The organism is Streptomyces sp. NBC_00461, from assembly GCF_036013935.1.
Taxonomy (GTDB): Bacteria; Actinomycetota; Actinomycetes; order Streptomycetales; family Streptomycetaceae; genus Streptomyces.
Map to the genome: position 1 here is coordinate 4,531,055 of NZ_CP107902.1, position 12,999 is coordinate 4,544,053.

Annotated in this window: 11 protein-coding genes and 1 riboswitch; of the genes, 5 read left to right on the top strand and 6 right to left on the bottom strand. The window is 70.5% G+C overall.

Annotated elements, in window-relative coordinates; translation table 11 throughout:
• Positions 1 to 32: 32 nt before the first annotated feature.
• A complete protein-coding gene (gene thrC, locus OG870_RS21130) occupies positions 33 to 1,316 on the bottom strand; it encodes a threonine synthase (protein WP_266516745.1) in 1,284 nt (427 codons plus the stop codon).
• A gap of 18 nt (positions 1,317 to 1,334) precedes the next feature.
• Positions 1,335 to 1,490, bottom strand: a riboswitch (SAM riboswitch).
• Positions 1,491 to 1,660: 170 nt separating this feature from the next.
• Here thrC and OG870_RS21135 point away from each other — a divergent pair.
• Together OG870_RS21135 and OG870_RS21140 are read left to right on the top strand one after the other, a co-directional pair.
• Positions 1,661 to 2,605 carry a glucosyl-3-phosphoglycerate synthase gene (locus OG870_RS21135; protein WP_266516746.1) on the top strand — a complete coding sequence of 315 codons (945 nt, stop codon included), beginning with the start codon at positions 1,661 to 1,663 and terminating at the stop codon, positions 2,603 to 2,605.
• 125 nt (positions 2,606 to 2,730) lie between these two features.
• Positions 2,731 to 4,149 carry an alpha,alpha-trehalose-phosphate synthase (UDP-forming) gene (locus OG870_RS21140; RefSeq protein WP_266839760.1) on the top strand — a complete coding sequence of 473 codons (1,419 nt, stop codon included), beginning with the start codon at positions 2,731 to 2,733 and terminating at the stop codon, positions 4,147 to 4,149.
• Between the two features lie 52 nt (positions 4,150 to 4,201).
• Here the strand turns inward: OG870_RS21140 and otsB are convergent, their stop codons facing one another.
• From otsB to OG870_RS21155, 3 genes are all read right to left on the bottom strand, one after another.
• On the bottom strand, positions 4,202 to 5,089 hold the full coding sequence (gene otsB, locus OG870_RS21145; protein WP_266583540.1) for a trehalose-phosphatase: 888 nt from the start codon (positions 5,087 to 5,089) through the stop codon (positions 4,202 to 4,204).
• An 88-nt stretch (positions 5,090 to 5,177) separates the two neighbouring features.
• Positions 5,178 to 5,411: a DUF3263 domain-containing protein gene (locus tag OG870_RS21150; protein ID WP_266516752.1), complete on the bottom strand. Its 234-nt coding sequence runs from the start codon at positions 5,409 to 5,411 to the stop codon at positions 5,178 to 5,180.
• A 46-nt stretch (positions 5,412 to 5,457) separates the two neighbouring features.
• Entirely contained in the window at positions 5,458 to 6,723 is a 1,266-nt protein-coding gene (locus tag OG870_RS21155) for an ABC transporter substrate-binding protein (protein ID WP_443044431.1), read from the bottom strand.
• Between the two features lie 111 nt (positions 6,724 to 6,834).
• Here OG870_RS21155 and OG870_RS21160 point away from each other — a divergent pair, with 111 nt between their 5' ends.
• The 3 genes from OG870_RS21160 (at position 6,835) to OG870_RS21170 (ending at position 10,083) form a co-directional block, all read left to right on the top strand.
• Entirely contained in the window at positions 6,835 to 7,791 is a 957-nt protein-coding gene (locus tag OG870_RS21160) for an ROK family protein (protein ID WP_266839758.1), read from the top strand.
• Between the two features lie 80 nt (positions 7,792 to 7,871).
• Positions 7,872 to 9,005, top strand: a complete 1,134-nt coding sequence (gene nagA / locus OG870_RS21165; protein WP_327692324.1) for an N-acetylglucosamine-6-phosphate deacetylase — start codon at positions 7,872 to 7,874, stop codon at positions 9,003 to 9,005.
• Positions 9,006 to 9,132: 127 nt separating this feature from the next.
• Positions 9,133 to 10,083 (top strand): 1-phosphofructokinase family hexose kinase, encoded by a 951-nt coding sequence (locus OG870_RS21170; RefSeq protein ID WP_327691281.1) that lies wholly within the window; start codon positions 9,133 to 9,135, stop codon positions 10,081 to 10,083.
• Here the strand turns inward: OG870_RS21170 and OG870_RS21175 are convergent.
• Positions 10,073 to 11,014: a carbohydrate-binding protein gene (locus OG870_RS21175; protein ID WP_266516756.1), complete on the bottom strand. Its 942-nt coding sequence runs from the start codon at positions 11,012 to 11,014 to the stop codon at positions 10,073 to 10,075. The two genes, OG870_RS21170 and OG870_RS21175, sit on opposite strands and share 11 nt — an antisense overlap.
• A 130-nt stretch (positions 11,015 to 11,144) precedes the next feature.
• Positions 11,145 to 12,803, bottom strand: coding sequence for a diguanylate cyclase CdgB (gene cdgB, locus OG870_RS21180; protein WP_266516757.1), 1,659 nt, complete (start codon positions 12,801 to 12,803; stop codon positions 11,145 to 11,147).
• Positions 12,804 to 12,999: the final 196 nt, after the last annotated feature.

Below are 12,999 nucleotides of genomic sequence, written 5' to 3' on the forward strand. Positions count from 1 at the left end.
TCAGCCCCCAGCGACCCGCAGACTAAAGACAACTACACGAGCCCAGCGTCGCGGAACGACTCCAGGTTGGGGCGAATCGTCGCCGTCAGCCCCGTGCCGGCCACCGCGTCGAGGGTCTTGAGACCGTCACCGGTGTTCAGGACGACCGTCGTCAGCGTCGGATCCAGCAGACCGTTCTCGATCAGCTTCTTCGTCACGCCGACAGTCACCCCGCCGGCGGTCTCCGCGAAGATGCCCTCGGTCTGGGCGAGCAGCCGAATCGCGTCGACGACCTGCTCGTCATTCACGTCCTCCACCGCACCACCGGTGCGACGGGCGATGTCGAGGACATACGGACCGTCCGCCGGGTTGCCGATCGCCAGCGACTTGGCGATGGTGTTCGGCTTCTGCGGCCGTACGACGTCGTGGCCCGCCTTGTACGCGACCGACACCGGCGAGCAGCCCTCGGCCTGCGCGCCGAAGATCTTGTACGGCTTGTCCTCGACGAGCCCGAGCTTGATCAGTTCCTGCAGACCCTTGTCGATCTTCGTGAGTTGGGAGCCGGAGGCGATCGGGACGACCAGCTGGTCCGGGAGCTGCCAGCCGAGCTGCTCGCAGATCTCGTACGCCAGGGTCTTGGAGCCCTCGGCGTAGTACGGCCGCAGGTTGACGTTGACGAAACCCCAGCCCTCGCCGGCCGGGTCGCCGATCAGCTCGGAGCAGAAGCGGTTCACGTCGTCGTAGTTGCCCTCGATGCCGACGAGCTCGCCGCCGTAGACCGCGGCCATGACGACCTTGCCCTGCTCCAGGTCGTGCGGGATGAAGACGCAGGAGCGGAAGCCGGCGCGGGCGGCGGCGGCACCCACCGCACCGGCGAGGTTGCCGGTGGAGGAGCAGGAGAGGGTGGTGAAGCCGAAGGCGCGCGCGGCCTCGATGGCCTGGGCGACGACGCGGTCCTTGAAGGAGTGCGTCGGGTTGCCGGAGTCGTCCTTCACGAAGAGCTTGCCGGCGTCGACGCCCAGCTCGCGCGCGAGGTTGTCGGCCTTGACGAGCTTGGTCCAGCCAGGGTTGATGTTCGGCTTGTCCGCCACGTCCGCGGGGACGGGCAGCAGCGGCGCATAGCGCCAGATGTTCGCGGGACCCGCCTCGATCTGCTTGCGGAGCTCCTCGGTGTCGTAGGCCGAGAAGTCGTACGCGATCTCCAGCGGGCCGAAACACTCCTCGCAGGCGAAGACCGGACCGAGGGGTACCCGGTGACCGCACTCTCGGCACGAGAGAGCCGCGGCGGGACCCAGATCGACGGTGTTCGTGGTGCTTGCAACAGTCTGCGCAGCCATGTGAGGCGAGGCCCTTTCTCCTCATCTTCCCCACGACGCATCTCGCCGTGAGACGGATTTGGCACCTTCCCTAGCCGGGAGCCTCGCGGAATGATCAATATCGATCTACGAGAACCGACTGGAGGGTTGCCGGGGCTTCATCGGGCCGTATCCCTCTGCCCCTCTGGATGAGCGGTATGTAGTTGTTGAACTCGTTGAACGCGGGACGACCCCCGACATGCGATGGTCATCAGCGTTGTTCAAGACTGTAACCGAAGGCCAGGACAGTTGAGATAGCCGTCCGATGCGCGAGATGGATCACACAGAATCCACGCTCGCCGAGAGAACGCAAAGGAGCCGCGTACGTGCTGGAAGAAGTCGAGCGCTGGCTGAGCACCCGCTCCTGGTCCCTCACCGATCGCCCGCTGCACCAGATTCTCGCCGCCAAACACCGCACGGGCCAGTCGGTCAGTGTCGTGCTGCCCGCGCTCAACGAGGAGGAGACGGTCGGCGACATCGTCGCGGTCATCCGTCACGACCTCATGCAGCAGGTCCCGCTCGTCGACGAGATCGTGGTCGTCGACTCCGGGTCCACCGACCGCACCTCCGAGGTCGCCGCGGCGGCCGGGGCCAGGGTCGTGCACCGCGACGACATCCTGCCCCGCCTTCCGGCCGTCCCCGGCAAGGGCGAGGTGCTGTGGCGGTCCCTGCTCGTCACGAGCGGGGACATCGTCTGCTTCATCGACGCCGACCTGAAGGAGTTCTCCTCCGACTTCGTCCACGGGATCGTCGGCCCGCTGCTCACCGACCCCGGGATCGACCTGGTCAAGGGCATGTACGACCGCCCGCTCTCAGGCGCGGCAGGCCAGGGCGGCCGGGTCACCGAACTCATGGCGCGCCCGCTGCTGAACATGCACTGGCCGCAGCTGGCCGGCTTCGTACAGCCGCTCGGCGGCGAGTACGCGGCCCGCCGCAGCCTGCTGGAACGGCTTCCCTTCCCCGTCGGGTACGGCGTCGAGCTGGGCATGCTGATCGACGCCCTGCATCTGGTGGGCCTCGACGCGCTCGCCCAGGTGGACGTCGGCGTGCGCAAGCACCGGCACCAGGACGGGCAGGCGCTCGGCCGGATGTCCGCCGCGATCTACCGCACGGCGCAGCTGAGACTGGCCCGCGGTCACCTGATCCGGCCGTCGTTGACCCAGTTCGAGCGGGGCGAGGACGGTTTCGAGCCGCGCACCTACTCCGTGGACACGGAGGAGCGGCCGCCGATGCAGGAGATCGCCGAGTACGCGTCACGCAAAGTCGCCTGACGGAGTCGCTTGACGGGGTCGCTTGACGGGGTCTCCTGGCGGATGCGCGTCACGGGGCGTATACGGTCCGCCCCGAACCGCTACCAAACGTTTGAGCGTTTCCGGGCCGGGCTAGGTTGAGGTCTATGGCTTCCACGGCTTCCACGGCTTCCACACAGGGCGCTGCTGCTCATCAGGGGCATCAGGTGCTGGTCGCGTCCAACCGCGGCCCGGTCTCGTACGAAGTGCGGGAGGACGGCTCGCTGCTCGCCAAGCGCGGCGGCGGCGGGCTGGTCTCCGGTCTGTCCGCGATCGGGCCGGACGCGGGTGCCCTGTGGGTGTGCTCGGCGCTGAGCGACGGCGACCGGGAGGCGGTACGGCGCGGGGAGGGCGAGGCCGGCGTGCGGATGCTCGCCGTCCCGGCCGACGTGCACGCCGACGCGTACAACGGCATCGCGAACTCGGTCCTCTGGTTCGTCCACCACATGCTGTACCAGACCCCGCTGGAGCCGGTCTTCGACGCGGAGTTCCGTCGGCAGTGGGCGTCCTACGAGACCTACAACCGGGCCTTCGCCGAGGCACTGGCCGAGGAGGCGGCCGAGGGGGCCGCGGTCCTCGTGCAGGACTACCACCTGTGTCTGGTGCCGGGGATGCTGCGCCGACTGCGGCCTGACCTCAGGATCGGGCACTTCTCGCACACACCGTGGGCTCCGGTGGACTACTTCCGGATGCTGCCGGACGACATCGCCGAGCAGCTTCTGCGCGGGATGCTGGGCGCCGACCGGCTGGGTTTCCTGACCCGGCGCTGGGCGGAGGCGTTCACGGCGTGCACCGAGCCGGTGGGCGGGCTCGGCGGTACGCGGATCGGGGTGCACGGGCTGGGCGCGGACGCCGACTTCCTGCGGCAGCGGTCGCACGAGCCGGACGTCGACGAGCGGATGGCCGCGCTGCGGGCGCAGATCGGTGCGGGCCGCAAGGCGATCGTGCGGGTCGACCGCACCGAACTGTCGAAGAACATCGTGCGCGGGCTGCTGGCGTACCGGCACCTCCTCGACGACCGTCCCGAGTGGCGCGAGCGGGTGGTGCATGTCGCCCTCGCGTACCCCTCCCGCCAGGACCTGGCGGTCTACCGGGACTACACGGCCGAAGTGCAGCGCGTCGCGGACGAGATCAACTCCCGCTACGGCACGCCCGGTTGGACCCCGGTGGTGCTGCACGTCAAGGACGACTTCGCGCGCTCCCTGGCCGCGTACCGGCTGGGGGACGTGGCCCTCGTCAACCCCGTCCGCGACGGCATGAACCTGGTCGCCAAGGAGGTGCCGGTCGTCTCGGACGAGGGCTGCACGCTGGTGCTGTCACGGGAGGCGGGGGCCCATGAGGAGCTGGCCGAGGACGCGCTGACGGTGAACCCGTACGACGTGATCGGCACGGCGGACGCCCTGCACGCCGCGTTGTGCCTGCCGGCGGCTGAGCGGGCCGAGCGGACGAAACGGCTGGCTGCCGCGGCTACGGCGTTGCCGCCTGCCCAGTGGTTTCTTGATCAGCTGGAGGCTTTGCGGGGCTGAGGTCTGGGGCTGCCGCCCCAGGCCCCCGCTCTCGGCCTGAACGGCCTCGTCCTCAAACGCCGGACGGGCTGAGGGAAATTCGGTCCGCCAGTGCTCGCAGCAGGCGTACGACCCCCTCCGGGCCGTCCACCACCACATCCGCCCGCTCCCGCAGCTCCGTCACCTCGTCGCTGCCGCTGCACACCAGCAGGCCGGGGACGCCGTCGGAGCGGAGTTTGTCGACGGCCGCGAAGGCCGGGAGGTCGCCGAGGTCGTCGCCGGCATAGAGGACGGCCGACGCGCCGATCTCGCGGACGTACTCCAGCAGGGCCACGCCCTTGTCCATGCCCGGCGGGCGCAGTTCCAGGACCAGGCGGCCGGGCTCCACGATCAGGCCGTGGCGGCCGGCGAGGTCGGTGAGGGGTGCGCGCAGGGCCTCGAAGGCGGCCTGGGGGTCGCGGGCGCGGCGGGTGTGGACCGCGACGGCTCGGCCCTTCTCCTCGATCCACGTGCCCTGCCACGCACCGATACGGTCCAGGAAACCAGGGAGTTCGGCGCGGACGGCGGCGACGCCGGGGTGGGGGGCGGGCGCGCTGACGTTGCCGCTCACCGCGTCCCAGCGTTCGGCGCCGTAGTGGCCGAGGACGACCAGGTGCTCCAGGCCCGCCACGCCCGCGAACCCGCCGTGCCGTACGGCGACACCGGCCGGGCGGCCGGTGACGACCGCCACGGAGGCGATCTTCGGGGCGAGGGCGGCGAGCGCGGGCACCGCCTCGGGATGGGCGCGGGCCTGCTCGGGGTCCGGCACGATCGGGGCGAGGGTGCCGTCGAAGTCGAGGCCGACCACCGTCTTCCCCGGGTGCGCGAGGATCGCGGCCAGTCCGTCGCGGCCCGCCTGTGTGGCGGGCGTCGGCAGGGGGTCCATGGAGTGCGTCGAGTCCGTATCCGTATGGGTGCCCATACGGTGACCTTAACCGCGGACGGCCGGGCTCACCCATGGCTCCGCGGGAGCACGGCAGTCGGCAGCACTGTCGCCGTTGTCGGCGTGGTCAGCGCTCCGCTCGCCGTGTCTCCCGCACCCTGCGCAGCCTGTTCACCGTCACCGGGTCGTGGGCGAGCGCCCGCTCGTCGTCCAGCAGGGCGTTCAGCAGCTGGTAGTAGCGGACGGGGGCCAGGCCCAGCTCCTCGCGTATCGCGCGCTCCTTGGCGCCGGGGCCCGGAAAGCCCCGGCGTTCGAGGGCGAGGATGGCCTGCTCGCGGTCGCCCAACTGCTCCTGGTCCATGCCCCGCACGGTAGCCCCCGCCACTGACAACGCCTGCGCGGCACTGCTAGTCCGCGTTCTCCGCCCTGGAGGCCGTCGCCTGGAGCTGTGCGAGGGTGGCGGCCGGGTTGCCGCCGGGGGCGACCGCCCGGCCTATGTTCTTCTTGACCGCCGCGGCGACATCGGCCCAGGAGGTGTTGCCGACCGGGTACAGCTCGGACAGCGGCAGCTGGTCCAGGAACGGCTTGAGGTCGGCGTCCTGCTTGTCCGTGCTCATGGCCTCGGAGGCGGACGCGGTGGCCGGCAGCAGGTCGTACTCGCGGGAGAAGTCGAGCACGTTCTTCTCGCTGTAGACGAAGTCGAGGAACTTGCCGACCTGTTCCGCGTGGCCGTTCTTCTTGAACGCCATCATCCAGTCGGCGACGCCCATCGCGGTCTTGTGCTGGCCGTCCAGGCCGGGCATCGGCACCATGCCGAACTTCACACCCTGCTTCGCGGCGATCTGCATCAGCGAGGGGTGGCCGTTGAGCATGCCGACGTCCCCCTTCGCGAAGGCGGCGAAGGCGGCGGCGCGGTTCAGCCTGCCGGGCGCGACAGGACCGGTCAGGCCCTTGTCGACCAGGTCGTCCTTGAGCCAGGTGAAGGTGTCGACGTTCTGCGGGGAGTCGATGCCGTACGTGCCGACGGCGTCGGTGTAGCCACCGCCGCCGCTCAGCAGCCACTGCATCGTCTCGGCCTGCGCCTCCTCCGGGCCGAGCGGCAGCGCGTACGGGTACTTCACGCCCTCGGTCTTGAGGGCCGCGGCGTCGGCGGCCAGCTGCTTCCAGGTCTTCGGCGGGGTGAGGCCGGCCTTCCGGAAGAGGGTCTTGTTGTAGAAGAGCAGGCGCGTGGAGGCGGCGAACGGCATCCCGTACTGCACGCCCTTGACCTGGCCCGCGGTGGCCAGCTGGGAGGCGAGGTCGGCCTGGGTGGTGATGGAGAGCAGGTCGTCGGCCGTGTAGAGCAGGCCCTTGTCGGCGTAGTCGGCGTACGCGCCGATCTGCGCCATGTCGGGTGCCTGGCCGGCGTCGACCAGCTCCTTGACCTTGCGGTCGACGTCGTTCCAGGAGTAGACGCTGACCTCGATCTTCACGCCGGAGTGCTTGCTCTCGTACTCCTTCACCAGCCTGTCCCAGTACTTCTGGGAGCTGTTGGCGGCGGAGTCGCCGTAGTCCGCGGCGATCAGCTTCAGGGTGACGTCACCCGAACCGCCGGTGAGGCCGCAGCCGCCGAGGACCGCCGTCATGCCCAGTGCGGACACCGCCGCGATCGTTCCTGTCCTACGCCGCTGCACTGCTTGTGACCTCAACCCTGCTGTCTCGCCGTTCAATTAAATGGACACGATAGGTCTACACCACGTAAGTGGACTAGACCTCTCGCGGGTCGTGGGGTCACACTGTCCCCCGTGAGACATGTCATCGCCCTCGATGTGGGCGGCACCGGGATGAAGGCGGCGCTGGTCGCCGCCGACACCTCCCCCAGAGCCCCTGTGCTGCTGCATCAGGCGCGCCGGGCGACCGGGAGGGAGCGCGGGCCGGACGCGGTCGTCGAGGGCATCCTCGACTTCGCCGCCGAGCTCAGCGCCCTGGGCGCCGAGCGGTTCGGCGAGCCCGCGTCCGCCGCCGGCGTCGCCGTCCCCGGCATCGTCGACGCCGACCGGGGCATCGCCGCCTACGCGGCCAACCTCGGCTGGCGCGACGTACCCCTGCGCGACCTGCTCGCCGCGAAGCTGGGCATCCCCGTGGCCCTCGGCCACGACGTGCGCACCGGCGGGCTTGCCGAGGGCCGGATCGGTGCGGGCATGGGCGCCGACCGCTTCCTCTTCGTCCCCCTCGGCACCGGAATCGCTGGCGCGATCGGCATCGAGGGCCGGGTGGAGGCGGGCGCGCACGGCTTCGCGGGCGAGATCGGCCACATCGTCGTACGGCCCGGGGGCGCCGCCTGTCCGTGCGGTCAGGTCGGCTGCCTGGAGCGGTACGCCTCCGCGGCGGCCGTCAGCGAGGCCTGGGCGACGGCTTCGGGAGACCCCGACGCGGACGCCGCCGACTGCGCCAAGGCCGTCGCGTCCGGCGACCCGAACGCCGTCCGGGTCTGGCAGAACGCGGTGGACGCCCTGGCCGACGGCCTGGTCACCGCCCTCACCTTGCTTGACCCGCGCACCCTGATCATCGGTGGCGGCCTCGCGGAGGCGGGGGAAACCTTGTTCACACCGCTGCGGGACGCCGTCCGGCGGCGGATCACCTTCCAGAAGCTGCCGTCGATCGTCCCCGCGGCGCTGGGCGACGCGGCGGGCTGTCTGGGCGCCGGGCTGCTGGCCTGGGATCTCCTCACTACAACTGACGGCACGGAGGCAACGCCCTGATGACACCCCCCCTAGGGGCGCGGGGAACTGCGCGCCCAGCCACACACAACCCGCACCCCGCATCCCGCAAGGTGCCCCTGATCCTCTCCGGCGCCGACGTGGTCCTCCCCACCGGAACCGTCGCAGACGGGCAAGTGGTCGTGGACGGCACCCGAGTCGCCGCCCAAGCCCCGCAGGACAACGCCCAGGTGATCGACGTATCCGGCTGCACGCTCGTGCCGGGATTCGTCGACATCCACAACCACGGCGGCGGCGGCGCCTCCTTCACCTCGGGCACGGTCGAGGAGATCCTCAAGGGCATCCACACCCACCGGCAGCACGGCACGACCACCCTCGTCGCGTCGACCGTCACCGGTGAGATGGACTTCCTCGCGCGGCGCGCGGGGCTGCTGAGCGAACTCGCCGAGCAGGGGGACATCGCCGGCATCCACTTCGAGGGACCGTTCATCTCACCCTGCCGCAAGGGTGCCCATTCCGAGCGACTGCTGCGCGACCCCGACCCGGCGGAGGTGCGCAAGCTGATCAACGCGGCACACGGCACGGCGAAGATGGTCACCCTCGCCACCGAACTGCCGGGCGGCATCGACTCCGTACGCCTGCTCACCGAGCACGGGGTGATCGCGGCGATCGGGCACACCGACGCGACGTACGAGCAGACGATGGAGGCCATCGAGGCCGGCGCCACGGTCGCGACCCATCTCTTCAACGCGATGCCGGCCCTCGGTCACCGCACCCCCGGCCCGATCGCCGCGCTCCTGGAGGACGAGCGCATCACCGTCGAGCTGATCAACGACGGTACGCATCTGCACCCCGCCTCCCTCCAGTTGGCGTTCCACCACGCGGGCGCGAACCGGGTCGCCTTCATCACCGACGCGATGGACGCGGCCGGCTTCGGCGACGGCAGATACATGCTCGGCCCGCTGGAGGTCGAGGTCAGCGAGGGTGTGGCACGGCTGGTGGAGGGCGGCTCGATCGCGGGCTCGACGCTGACCCTGGACCGCGCGTTCAAGCGGGCGGTGACCGTGGACGGCCTGCGGGTCGAGGACGTAGTGACGGCGATCTCGGCCAACCCGGCCAAGCTGCTCGGTATGTACGACACCGTGGGGTCCCTGGAGCCCGGCAAGGACGCCGACCTGGTGATCCTTGACCATCAATTCGACCTCAAGGGCGTGATGCGCCGCGGCGAATGGGTGATCGATCCGCAACTGGGGTGATCTGTCCGGCTGTTGAGGGCGGCGGTTGTCCTGGGAGACTAGGCGGACCGCCGTCCGTTCGGCATGATCACCCTGCCGAACGGCTCGTCGGTCAGCGCGTTCTGCATTCTTCGGGAGGTCGGTCCGGGTGATTCTCACGGTCACGCTGAACACCGCCCTCGACATCACGTATCGCGTACCGGCGCTCAAGCCGCACGCCTCCCACCGGGTCACCGAGGTCACGGAACGGCCCGGCGGGAAAGGCCTGAACGTGGCCCGCGTGCTGGCGGCCCTGGGGCACGAGGTGACGGTCACCGGCTTCACGGGCGGCGCCACCGGGCGCGCCGTGCAGGAGCAACTCACCGCCGTACCGCGGCTGGTGGACGCCCTCGTCCCGGTCACCGGAGCCAGCCGCCGCACGATCGCCGTGGCCGACGAACGGACCGGCGACACCACGCAGCTCAACGAACCCGGCCCGACCATCGGCCCCGCCGAGTGGACCGCCTTCCAGGAGGCCTACGAGGATCTGCTCGCGTCGGTGTCCGCGGTGGCCCTGTGCGGCAGCCTGCCGCCGGGGGTCCCGGTGGGCGCGTACGCCGGGCTGATACGGACGGCGCGGTCGGCCGGGGTGCCCGTGCTCCTGGACACCAGCGGGGAGCCTCTGCGCCGCGGGGTCGCCGCCCGCCCGGACATCGTCAAGCCGAACGCCGACGAACTGGCCGAACTCACCGGCTCCCACGAGCCGTTGCGCGGGGCGCAGGACGCCCGCCGCCGAGGCGCCCACGCCGTCGTCGCCTCCCTCGGCGCGAACGGCCTCCTGGCGGTGACCCCCGAGGGCCGCTGGCACGCCACCCCACCCGCCCACCTCCACGGCAACCCGACCGGCGCGGGCGACTCGGCGGTGGCGGGCCTGCTCTCGGGCCTGGTCGAGAACCTGCCCTGGCCGGACCGCCTGTCCCGCGCGGTGGCCCTGTCGGCGGCGACCGTACTGGCGCCGGTGGCAGGGGAGTTCGACCCCGCGGCCTACGAGGACGTGGTGGGGCGGGTGGCGGTCAACGGGCGGGTCAGTGCGGCCCAGGGGGCGTCCCCTAGTTCTTGACCTGGCCCTTCTTCACATACAGCTGGTCCAGCAGGACGTTGCACTTGTCGCCGTCCTGGCAGGTCAGGGTGAAGGTGTTCGAGCCCTTCTTGAGCGTGGGCCACGCGTAGGTCTTCGTCCAGCCCTTGGTGAAGTCACCGTCCGCGGCGTGCGCGAAGTTGCCCAGGTTGTACTTGTTGCCGAAGGGCTTGCCGTTCACCAGGAGCGTCATCGACTGGTCCTGGCCGGGGACGCTGTAGTGCGCGAAGAGCGTGTAGGCGCCGGCCTCGGGAATGTCGTCGACGGTCCAGGTGACCGAGGCGCCGACATTGTTGAGGTTGCCGACATACGAGCCGCCGTCGGACTGGGCACCCTCGACGTCCGACACCACACTCGCCCCGCCGCCCAGCTGAACGTCCTTCGCGTCCGTCTTCGGCAGGTCCGCCGCCGCGCTGGCGCTCGCCGTCCGGCTGGGCTTGGAGTTCTGCGAGGTGGACGGGCTGGGCGAGACGTCGTCGCTCGCCTTGTCGTCCGAGTTGCCGTTCATCATCGCCACACCGATACCGATCACGACCGCGGCGACCACCGCGACCGCGCCGATCAGCAGGCCCTTGGTGTTGGGGCCGCGGCGGCCGCCGCCACCGCCGGGCATCGGGTGCTGGGTGGTGGGAGCCCCGCCGGGGAGCATCTCCGGCGCCGCGTAGTGGGCGTTCGGCTGGCCGTACGCGCCCTGCTGCTGCGGAACCTGGCCGTAGGCGGCCGTCTGCTGGGGCTGGGCCGGCTGGCCGTACTGTCGCTGGCCGACGGCGCGCACGCGGTTGACGGAGCCCGGGTAGCCGTAGCCGCCGCCACCGGACGGCGGCTGGGCTCCATTGGCCTGCCCGTCGGCGTAGAGGTAGCCGAACGGGTCGTCGTCCTCGGGCGTACTGGCGCCGTTGTTGCCGGACGTCATCCCTTGGTACTCCTCAGCGGTGCGGGTCGGTGCGATACGTGGGGTCAGAATGGCGAGCCTACCCGCTCGCGATGGCCCAAACAGGTGACTCGGATCGCATCGGCACACGCCCGGCTCGCTGACCTGGAAATCAACCCGCGCGTCTGTGCTGTTTGGGACGAGATCGTTTCTCTACGTACATGCGCTCGTCGGCGGACTTCAACACTTCGTCCGCAGTCATGCCGCAGTGAGCCCACCCGATACCGAAGCTGGCGCCCACGCGCATGGCGCGGCCGTCGACCCGGATGGGCTGGATGATCTCGTTGCGCAGGCGAACGGCGAGGTCCTGGGCGTCGGCCTTGCCGAGCCCGTCGGCCAGCACCACGAACTCGTCACCGCCGAGCCGCGCCACCGTGTCACCGTCGCGCACCTGCCGCGACAGCCGCCGGGCGACCTCGATGAGAACCGCGTCACCCGCGTTGTGCCCGAACCGGTCGTTGATCGACTTGAAGCCGTCGAGGTCGCAGAAGAGGACCGCGAGCCCCTTGGTGCCGTCGTCGTGGTCGGCCGCGGGCGCGGCGGTGTGCACATGGTGGTCGTAGCCGTCGAAGACCTCTACACCACCGCCCGGCCGGAAGTCGAAGCCGTGGCCGTTCGCGTCGAAGGCGGGGTGGCCGTAGGCCGCGTCCAGGGACTCCAGGGCGCCCGGGTGGCTGGAGCGCTGACAGAGCCGGGAGGAGAGGCGGGAGCGCAGCTCGGCGGAGTTCGGCAGGCCGGTGAGGGAGTCGTGGGACGCGCGGTGGGCGAGCTGCAGCTCACGGCGCTTGCGGTCCTCTATGTCCTCGACGTGGGTCAGCAGGAACCGGGGGCCGTCGGCGGCGTCCGCGACCACGCTGTTGCGCAGCGACACCCACACGTACGTCCCGTCGCGGCGGCCCAGGCGCAGTTCCGCGCGCCCGCCCTCGGCGGAGGTCCGCAGCAGCGTGCCGACGTCCTCGGGGTGGACGAGGTCCGAGAACGCGTAGCGGCGCATCGCGGAGGCGGGGCGGCCCAGCAGACGGCACAGGGCGTCGTTCGTCCGCAGGATCCGGCCGTGCTGGTCGCCGCCCATCTCGGCGATGGCCATGCCGGAGGGGGCGTACTCGAAGGCCTGCCGGAAGCTTTCCTCACTGGCGCGCAGGGCTTGTTGCTCCCTTTCGAGCCTGACCAGTGCGCGCTGCATGTTGGCACGTAGACGCGCGTTGCTGATCGCGATCGCGGCCTGGAACGCGTACATCTGGAGCGCTTCGCGACCCCATGCGCCCGGCCGCCGGCCGTTGCGCGGCCGGTCCACGGACAGGACGCCGATCAGTTCACCGCAGGAGCCGCCCGGCGCGGCGGGCGTGTGCATGGGGGCGAAGAGCCGGTCGGAGGGGTGCCACTCGTCCTCGAAGCGGGGCGCGGGCCCGTCGGTGTACCACTGCGGGACGTCGTCGTCGTCGAGGATCCAGCCCTCGGTGTGCGGTATGAAGACCAGGTCACCCCAGTGTTCGCCCATGCCCAGCCGACGGTCCCAGGACTCGCGCGAGCCGGCCCGGCCGGTGATGAGCGCCTCCGCGGCCGCGTTCCCGGAGAAGGCGGCGACCACGAGGTCGCCGTCGGGGCGGACGAGGTTGACGCACGCCAGCTCATAGCCGAGGCCCTTGACCACGCCGTCCGCGACGGTCTGCAGCGTGTCCGCCAGGCTGCGGGCCGTGTTCATGTCAGCCATGACCTGGTGCAGTTGCCGCAGGGTCGCAAGACGGACGTAGGGCTCTGACTCGGTCTCCATGCTCGCCCTCCCCCCGAGTACCTCGCAGCGAATCAAGGGTTCTCATCGGCGTATCGTTCTGGCAGCTTCCCAGCCACTGAATCACAGCGCGCTGCCCACTCGGTACACAGGGTCAACAATTAGTGGCCCTTGTGACTCAAGTCACAGCTAAAGATGAGCAATTGAGTGGTGTTTCTGCGTTCTCCCTGTGCGTTTA

Coding starts and splice junctions, on each gene's coding strand:
- OG870_RS21150 (WP_266516752.1), bottom strand. CDS start 5,411: ATGGACCAGGAGCAGTTGGGCGACCGCGAGCAGGCCATCCTCGCCCTC.
- OG870_RS21175 (WP_266516756.1), bottom strand. CDS start 11,014: ATGACGTCCGGCAACAACGGCGCCAGTACGCCCGAGGACGACGACCCG.
- OG870_RS21140 (WP_266839760.1), top strand. CDS start 2,731: ATGGCTTCCACGGCTTCCACGGCTTCCACACAGGGCGCTGCTGCTCAT.
- cdgB (WP_266516757.1), bottom strand. CDS start 12,803: ATGGAGACCGAGTCAGAGCCCTACGTCCGTCTTGCGACCCTGCGGCAA.
- otsB (WP_266583540.1), bottom strand. CDS start 5,089: ATGGGCACCCATACGGATACGGACTCGACGCACTCCATGGACCCCCTG.
- thrC (WP_266516745.1), bottom strand. CDS start 1,316: ATGGCTGCGCAGACTGTTGCAAGCACCACGAACACCGTCGATCTGGGT.